This window comes from Pseudomonadales bacterium (assembly GCA_013215025.1).
Taxonomy (GTDB): domain Bacteria; phylum Pseudomonadota; class Gammaproteobacteria; order Pseudomonadales; family DT-91; genus DT-91.
Map to the genome: position 1 here is coordinate 1 of JABSRR010000205.1, position 4232 is coordinate 4232.

5 protein-coding genes are annotated in these 4232 nt (G+C 51.1%); all 5 read left to right on the forward strand.

Translation table 11 applies throughout. The features are described 5' to 3' along the window. The first annotated feature begins 485 nt into the window (after positions 1-485). The 5 genes from HRU21_11740 (at position 486) to HRU21_11760 (ending at position 3887) form a co-directional block, all read left to right on the forward strand. Positions 486-905: a hypothetical protein gene (locus HRU21_11740; protein NRA42961.1), complete on the forward strand. Its 420-nt coding sequence runs from the start codon at positions 486-488 to the stop codon at positions 903-905. A 1231-nt stretch (positions 906-2136) separates the two neighbouring features. Beyond that, positions 2137-2619, forward strand: coding sequence for a hypothetical protein (locus tag HRU21_11745; GenBank protein ID NRA42962.1), 483 nt, complete (start codon positions 2137-2139; stop codon positions 2617-2619). Between the two features lie 37 nt (positions 2620-2656). Next, complete coding sequence (locus HRU21_11750) at positions 2657-2914, forward strand: hypothetical protein (protein NRA42963.1); 258 nt, start codon at positions 2657-2659, stop codon at positions 2912-2914. Between the two features lie 546 nt (positions 2915-3460). Continuing rightward, a complete protein-coding gene (locus HRU21_11755) occupies positions 3461-3628 on the forward strand; it encodes a hypothetical protein (protein NRA42964.1) in 168 nt (55 codons plus the stop codon). Between the two features lie 94 nt (positions 3629-3722). Further along, positions 3723-3887 carry a hypothetical protein gene (locus HRU21_11760; GenBank protein ID NRA42965.1) on the forward strand — a complete coding sequence of 55 codons (165 nt, stop codon included), beginning with the start codon at positions 3723-3725 and terminating at the stop codon, positions 3885-3887. The last annotated feature ends 345 nt before the right edge of the window (positions 3888-4232 follow it).

Consider the following 4232-nt stretch of genomic DNA (forward strand, 5'->3'; position numbering starts at 1 on the left):
GTAGACGATCGCTTGGACTCAGAGGACTCTGTGGACTTTTCGACTGCGGATGGATTCACGCTTTTTGCGTTGATTACTCCGCGAGAGGCTTCGACGCGGGGGCGTTTGTATACGTGGGGGAACACTCGCATGGAGCTACCCAGAGACGCCAACAACATCCTGCGTCAAGTTGTTCCCGGCCAGAATACAAACGTACCGAACAGCGCTCTGCCGGGAGGATGGTTAGATCAGGTATCGTGCCTAGTTGTTACACACGAGTGGGCTACCGACCAAATGGCGTTCCGTGTTAATGGAAGCGCCCTTTCAGTGACAAGACCGTCCACCCCCGTGGGGTTTGGCTACATTGATGATGACTTCGTTTTGTGTGGCGACAGTTCGCAAGGGAACATCGACGTATACGAGTTCGGTATCGTTGAGGGCGTCGCTAGCGCTGGAGACCTCGCTAATATCGAAGGGTATCTGATGGCCAAAGGAGGTATCACATAATGGAACTACAACGTATCACAGTGGCTGTACCAGCGGCCCTGATGACCCCTGCTAACCATGTGCAGTATCTGATGGGCAAGGCCTCTGGGCCGAACGATGTGTACACGGAGGTGCGCTACACGGACCCTCTTGGGATGGGCTATGCCGTCTCTTCTGGGCTCTGGACAGCAGAGCAGATCGCCGGTGTCATGAATCCAGACATCATCTCAGTGATGCAGGAGGCAGGCCGAGTCCCAGAGGACTGCGATTTGGACTATGTGGCCGAGGCGCAGTACGTCTTTGAGTTCTTTGATGTCGAGAACTGCATCGGCCCGGTGGACCCATTGAAGATCACAGCTGTTGCGGGCGTTGATCCCCAAGCAGTTCTGGCTGTTATGCAGCTAGAGGCGATTCCTGTACCTGATGAGGACGAGGAATAGCCCCCAGAAGCTCTCAGAATCCCTCAGAAGCGCTCAGAAGCCCTCACACGGCCTCTGAGGGCTCTCAGGGGCTCTGAGCTATGTCGGGTCATAAAACGCACTGATGGCTCTCAGGGAGGCTCTCCGTGGCTCTCAGGGGGTATAGGGGCTCAGGGACAGGCTTAGCATTGCTCAGAAGGATCAGGAAGCTCGGTGCAGAGCACCTCGGAAGTGAAAATGGCGCAGAATTTCGAGGGGGTATCTACATCATAGCACACCCGCGTTTCCCCCATGGGGGTCTCTGGTGAATGAGAACATCATATATTGCTTTGTATATATGAAGAGAGTTGACATCGTGTAAAGGTGTGTCTCTCTATCTCTTTTCTCTCTTACCTACATCATGCTTATATCTCTAGTATACTCTTCGTATACTCATTGTATATACATGTAGTATACTTACTCTAGTGTATCCCCCCTTATAAATCTTGTTGTATATCAATACCTTAGAACACTCCTCCCCTATAGAGAGAAGATGAATATATATGCCGAGAAGATAGATAGATATAATATATATATATATATATAATAAGTATATACATAATAGATAATATAAGAGTATATATATAATAATATATAGGGGTATATATAATAGATATATAATAAGTATATACATATAAGGGTATATAATAGTATATCTATAATACTATATACTTAGTATATAATAAGTATATACATCTATAGAGTATATATATGAGTATCATAGGCCGGGGGTGCCTATCTTATTTCGACTACCAGAAAAGAATTCAGTAATATCATATACTTATAAGAAAAATGCAGATCACCCTAAGAAAATGCTTGTAGTCCCTGAATGCTTCCCCTAAATTCAACTCATCGGACGCAGACGGTCATACAGTCAACCGCTAGACAGCAACAGACTAGACCAGAGCACCGATGGCAAGACAGGCAGCCTGCGGGTGCAGCCGGATTGCAGCTAGGGGCGCGAGAGCGCGACATGGCATTGCCGACAGGTACGGCAGGGGTCATGGCTTGTGGAGACTTCAGGGTCAAGCGCAGGGGTAGGTCAAGTAGTGGCCTGTGTCAGTATGCTAAAGCTCTTTATAGGGTGGCGGTGTGAAGCCTTCAGGGGTGGATCAATACAGGGGCACAGGGTAAGCGAAAACAACCTACCGCGAGAGCCTTTCGCCTTGCTGAGCGTCCATGCCGGGCGTTCTGTTTAGCGAAAGGACAAGCAATGAAACTTCTGACTAACATCACCCACATCGAAACCGCAATCTCGTCGATTGCCACACGGGGTGCCCGCTTGGAGCGGGACATCTGGGTCGCGGCTGTTTCGGCAATGGCACATCACGCCAAGCATGGGGATGTCACAATCGTCAACAAGCTGGTTGCGGCCATGCCCAAAGGTAGCCGCGTGAATGCCCTGCGTGACTTCATCACATGCCACGGTAAAGTGACATTCGACGAAGAAAATCAGGTTTTCGTTCACGACAAGGAAGGCAACTTCGATCTCGAAGGCGCTACCGCTAAGTCATGGACGGAATTCAAGCCAGAGCCAAAGTACCAGCCCGTGGATGCGGCTAAGCTCATCGCCGCCTTGGCGAAGAAGCTCAACGCCGACCGCAAGGAAGGCGACAAGGTGACTAAGGCGCAGGTGCAGGCCGTCAATAAAATGGCCGGTGACCTCGGCATCGACATCACCACAGACCAAAAGTGATCATAGCGTGTCCAGTTTTATCAGACTGGGCATTCATATGGACACCTTATCAAACCGGAGAATATCCATGTATACTAAATTCAAAAACCTGCAGCCCCGTCAGAAACGCATGTTACTCAGCCTTCTGTACCACCTCATCGCGGCCATTGGCATCATCGCCCTGCTGATTGCTCTGATTGGCTTCTGGTACTTCGTAGGCGTCGTAGCCTTTTTAGTATGGACATGTTACGTGATGCAAGTGCGCCCCCGGCTTGAGAATTACTACTGGGGCTACCGCATCGAAATCTCTCGGTGATTATAGCATGTCCAGTCTGATATGGCTGGGCATTCATATAACCACCTAACCAAACCCCTAAGCATAGAAAGGAAACCCCCATGCTTTCAATTCTAATATGGATCGCTGTATTCTCCCTTTGTTTTTCGGCGGGCCTGACCACCCTCGGGTGGATTATCGCGTTGTTCCCCCTGATCTGGTTCTGCGTGATCATGTTGCTCGTCGTTATCTGGTCTTTGGACGGGGGGCACTGATGAAACAGCAACTACTTGAAGCCCGCGTCGCTGAGCTTGAGGAAACCCTGCTGCAGATGGACGCCGTATTGAAAATGGCCCGGGCACAGCTAGGAGCGGCTCTAAGGCCCCGTACAGCGCCGTCTACGCCTTCTGACTGGGGTGGCCTAGCAAAACACCAAGATGCGTCTGCAGTGCCCCTCTCAGCGCCTCTCAGGGACTATGGGAGCGAGTGACCCCTATGCTGCACGAATTCTTCGCCATGTTTGGCCCCTATATCACAGTATGCGCCGCAGTGGCGATATGCTGGCTTCTTTGTGAAATGGAATAGACTATGTTTTCAAACGATGATGACCTGAAGGTCGCCCAGCGCAATGAGCCGGTTGGGCAGGAAATATCAGAGCAACTGCATACACGGCGGACAATCAACGCCCTGTCTTTCGCTGCCCGGGCAAGGGCCGCTAAGGCCGTTATGCGTATCATGGGGGATGCCAATGACTAGGCGATTCTACTACATTGTGACAGCCCGCAACAGCACTCGCATTGACGAGGAATCGCCCTACCGCATAGCCAGTAACCAGATACGCGCGAGGGACATGGACCATGCCCTACAAGTGGCAATGGAAAAAGAGTCAATCACGCGTGAACGCAACCCTTGTTGGACTCAGAAAGTTGTTTTTGACCTATACCGCCAAGGTAAGCGCGTAGGTCTCTACATCTCTCCAGTCGCGGATGATATGCCAGATGAGGACAACACATGACCAGAAAGCATTTCAACAGGATCGCCAAAGAGCTCAACATGATCGGGCAGGGCGTGCGTGGTGAGGGTGAATACCACATCTGGCTCAGCTGCGTCGATGCAATGGCAGACGTGTGTGCCACTAGCAACCCGGCCTTCGATAGACAGCGTTTCATGGAAGCGTGTGGTGCGAGCAGCGGGACTTATCTGGCTTCTGCTATGCGTTCTAACCTGCGTAGGAGCACTCAATGAGCACTCTGATCAGCATTCAACTAGCAGCGGGCCTCATTTGGCTGCTGCTATTCGTTCTGGCCTGCTACGGCTATGACGCTGTGAGGCGCTACAAGGCGCGTAGGAAGGCAGGACG

Bases quoted from the DNA above. Each gene is read 5' to 3' on its own strand.
- HRU21_11740 (NRA42961.1), top strand. From the start codon at position 486: ATGGAACTACAACGTATCACAGTGGCTGTACCAGCGGCCCTGATGACC.
- HRU21_11745 (NRA42962.1), top strand. From the start codon at position 2,137: ATGAAACTTCTGACTAACATCACCCACATCGAAACCGCAATCTCGTCG.
- HRU21_11750 (NRA42963.1), top strand. From the start codon at position 2,657: ATGGACACCTTATCAAACCGGAGAATATCCATGTATACTAAATTCAAA.
- HRU21_11755 (NRA42964.1), top strand. From the start codon at position 3,461: ATGTTTTCAAACGATGATGACCTGAAGGTCGCCCAGCGCAATGAGCCG.
- HRU21_11760 (NRA42965.1), top strand. From the start codon at position 3,723: ATGGACCATGCCCTACAAGTGGCAATGGAAAAAGAGTCAATCACGCGT.